The sequence below is a fragment of the Pseudotenacibaculum sp. MALMAid0570 genome, from assembly GCF_040151415.1.
Taxonomy (GTDB): Bacteria; Bacteroidota; Bacteroidia; order Flavobacteriales; family Flavobacteriaceae; genus Polaribacter.
In genome coordinates this window covers 1-4,206 of the sequence record NZ_JBDKWF010000034.1, presented here as the reverse complement: position 1 = coordinate 4,206, position 4,206 = coordinate 1, and the positions used below count along the sequence as shown (strand labels likewise).

The following is a 4,206-nucleotide window of genomic DNA, read 5'->3' as shown; positions in this document are numbered from 1 at the left end:
ACCTCGGGTGCTAATCCTCTAACTAGTCCGTATGCAAATACTATTGCTAATCAACAAACAATATATGTACGTGTGACAAATGATGATACTGGATGTGTTAATGATGACTTTACTTTTGAGGTAATTATAAACTCTCTACCAGACTTTACAGTAACATCGCCTCAAATTGTTTGTCTTAATGGTCCACCACTTACCATTGGTGTAGAAAATCCTGCTGCAATCTATGATTATGTTTGGACCGATCCTTCTGGAAACAATAGTATAGGTTCACAAATTACAATCACTTCTGGTGGATTGTATACCGTAACTGCTACAACTACAAATGGAACTGGGTGTACCAGAACCAGAGAAATACAAGTAAATGAATCAATCATTGCAACAATTACTGATAATGATGTAACTATTGTAGATGATTCTGATAACAACTCCATTAGCATAGACCCAACCAACTTAGGGATTGGTGATTATGAGTATGCGCTAACGGATGAAAATGGAATCATCACTCATCCATATCAAGATCAGCCTCTTTTTGAAAATCTTGAAGGTGGTTTCTTTACAATACTTGTCAGAGATAAAAACGGATGTGGGATTGCTTCTTTAGATGTATCAGTTGTAGAGTTTCCTAAATTCTTTACTCCTAACAACGATGGTATTAACGATACATGGGCTATCAAAGGAGCTAACTCTAGCTTCTTCCCTACTTCGCAAATACACATCTTTAATAGGTTTGGAAAAGTAGTCGCTAAAATTGACATTGATAATCCTGGATGGAATGGTACTTTCAATGGAAAAACACTCCCATCTGATGATTATTGGTTCTCTATCAGATTAATTGATAGAAATGGAATACTGCGTGAAAGAAAAGGTAATTTTTCACTATTAAGGAATAAATAATTAGTAAAAAACAGATATTAAAATATGCATTTCACAAAATGCATATTTTTTTTTGAACAATTATCATAAAACCTTTAACAATGCGTTAACATAATAGAATGTTTTGCTAACTTAGCGCACCTAATATTCAGAGTATTATGATTAAGACACCCCTTTTATCATTATTCTTCTGCTTGTTTGTATGGACAAGCATCTACGCACAAGAAATTGATGACAAAAAGTATATCAATAAGATTCATAAAGAATATGTTGAAAAACTTGGCTTGAATAACAATCAGACCAAAGGATTTAAAAGTATTCTGAAAAAGCACAATGCTATCTTAAAAACCCTCCTAGAACAAAAAAAAGATACTAGAGAAATCAATAAACAAATTAAGTTATTGGATCTAGAAGTATACAAGATTCTAACCAGAGAACAATTTTCAGAATACAAAAGAATTAAACTCCAATTAGAGGATTATAAAAAATACCGCTACTAATGCTAAAGAAATTACTCTCTTTACTAGCAATACTATTTGTGTATACAGCAGTTGCTCAAAACACTAACATTGGAGATGCTGCTCCTTTCTGTTCAGATACTGGAATTTTATTTCAAAACACATCTGATGGAAGTAGTGCTGAAGCAGGACCAAATTATGGTTGTTTAGGGAGTCAACCTAATCCAGCTTGGTTTTTTATTCGAATCGATCAACCTGGTAACCTATCATTAGAAATTGAACAAAATACACAAGCTGATTTTACGGGGACTCCACTGGATGTAGATTTTATAGCATGGGGACCTTTCAACTTAACTCAATTACAAACAATTCAAGGAGGTAATTTTGCTCTTTTAAATGCTGCAAATACTGTAGACTGTAGTTTTGCTCCTGATCCTATTGAGCTTTTAAACATTAATGGTGCTGCAGGTGGTCGATATTATATTATTTTGATTACAAATTTTGACGGCGCAGATGGTTTTATTAGAATGAATGAAACCAATCCTGGCGGTGTAGGCACAGGTAGCACAGATTGTTCTATTGTTGCTGGTGATCTAGGACCTGATCAAGATGTCTGCGAAGGAACAGAAGTTACTTTGGATGGAACCCCAACTACGGGAACCCCAGATACTTATAAGTGGTTTGTAGATACTGGCTCAGGTTTTACTGAAATCCCTGGAGAGACAAATGCCACATTAGTTATTAATAATGATGTTTCAGGAATATACAAAGTAGAAGTTACTGATACAGGAGGTAGTACTGGTGAAGATGAAGTCCAGATTACATTTCATCCACAACCCACCATTGGAACTATCACTCCCAACACCTATGAACAATGTGATACTGATGGAACCGAAGACGGCTTCTTTACCTTCGATTTACAAGCTCTTTTTGCAGCTGACTTACTAAATGGACAAGACACTTCTATTTTTGAAGTAGTTTTTTACAATTCACAAGCTGATGCAGATGCTAATATGAATCCATTGCCTAATAATTACACCAATGATATTGCTTTTACTGCTGATGAAATTTTTGCACGAGTAATTATTACGGCTGCTCCAGATGTATGTACATCTGCAACTACTAGTTTTAACTTATTGGTAAACCCTAATCCAACACTTCAAAACCCTGCTGATTACGAATTATGTGACGATAATGGTGATGGTGATGATACAAATGGAATTGTACAAAGCTTTGTTCTTTCAACAAAAGATACTGAGGTTCTTGGCACTTTAAATCCTGCCGATTATACTGTTGCTTACTTTGAATCTCAAAATGATGCAGACAACAATTTAAATCCTATAGATAAGATAAATCCTTACACCAACATCTCTGCAAATACACAACCCATTTTTGTACGTGTTTCAAATAATAATACTGGATGTTTCACAGTTTCTACAGGTGCTTTATTTAACTTAACTGTAAATCCGCTTCCTGTAATTACTTCACCAGTTTTATTAGAGCTATGTGATACAGATCAAGATGGATTGGCTAGTTTTAATCTTACTTTAGCTAACCCTACTATTTCAGCTGATTTTGCAAATGAAACGTTTAGGTACTTCCCTACTGAAACAGACGCTAACAATAATACAAATGAGATTTTAAACCCTACCAATCACACAAATACAGTAGATACAAATGATTCTGTTTGGGTAAGAGTGATTACAGTTAATGGTTGTTTCAGAATTGCGCGTATTAATTTAGAAGTAACAAACACAGTAATTCCTGTAAGCTTTCAAAGAACTTTTAACGAATGTGATGATTATCGAGATACTAATGGAAACGACAATACTAACAACGATGACACAGATGGGATTACTACTTTTGATTTTAGTTCAGTAACCAACGATATTATTGCATTATTTCCTGTATCGCAAACGTTGAATATTACTTATTATGAATCATTAGCAGATGCAAATAATGCTGTAAATTCAATTACCAACATTAGTAATTATAGAAATATTATTTCACCTAATAGTCAGCAAATCTTTATTCGCGTCGAGAATCCAGCCAATAATACTTGTTTATATACTGGTACACATATCACTCTATTGGTTGGAGATGTTCCAATAGCAAGTCCTGCTAACGATATGGATATTTGTGATGATAACAATGATGGAGATGATACTAATGGATTTATACAAAGTATCAATCTAGAGTCACAATCAGCTACGATATTAGGGGGGCAAAATCCAGCTGATTATACAGTTACTTATCATGAAACTGCTGCAGATGCTACTAGTGGATCCAGCGCATTGATATCTCCTTACACAAATACTACTGCGAATGCACAAACGATTTATGTAAGAGTTACAGAAAATGCTACAGGTTGTTATACAGATAGAACTTCTTTTGTTGTTAATATTAGACCTTTACCAACAATCTCAGCAACAGTAGAATTAAAACAATGTGATAATGATACTGATGGGTTCTCTTTCTTCAATCTTAATGAAGCTGCTACAGATATCTCTACCAATTACATCAATGAGACATTTATCTTTTATGAAACTCTAGCTGATGCTCAAGCAAATACAAACCCTATTGCTAACCCAACAACTTACACAAATCAAGTTGTAACAACAGATACTGTTTGGGCTCGTGCAATCTCTTCTTTTGGTTGTTATCGTATTGCTGAAGTTACGCTTACTGTTTCTACAACAGGAATACCCGCTACATTCCAACGTACATTTAATGCTTGTGACGATTTCTTAGACATCGATGGAAATGATAATGCCAATAATGATGATACTGATGGAGTAACCACTTTTGACTTTAGCTCTGTAACGGCAGAAGTACGTGCGTTATTTCCTGTAACACAACAATTAACAATCACCTA

The 4,206-nt window shown here is 34.5% G+C and carries 3 protein-coding genes; all 3 read left to right on the top strand.

The genetic code is table 11. The features are described from left to right. Window positions 1-894: T9SS type B sorting domain-containing protein (locus AAON49_RS00220; protein ID WP_349551759.1), on the top strand; the 894-nt coding region annotated here is incomplete at its 5' end. A gap of 137 nt (window positions 895-1,031) precedes the next feature. Then, the gene (locus AAON49_RS00215; RefSeq protein WP_349551757.1) at window positions 1,032-1,373 is read left to right on the top strand and encodes a hypothetical protein; all 342 of its coding nucleotides are present in this window, start codon (window positions 1,032-1,034) and stop codon (window positions 1,371-1,373) included. Next, window positions 1,373-4,206 (top strand): FIDD domain-containing protein (locus tag AAON49_RS00210; protein WP_502942871.1); only part of this gene is annotated, 2,834 nt, incomplete at its 3' end. The genes AAON49_RS00215 and AAON49_RS00210, both read left to right, overlap by 1 nt.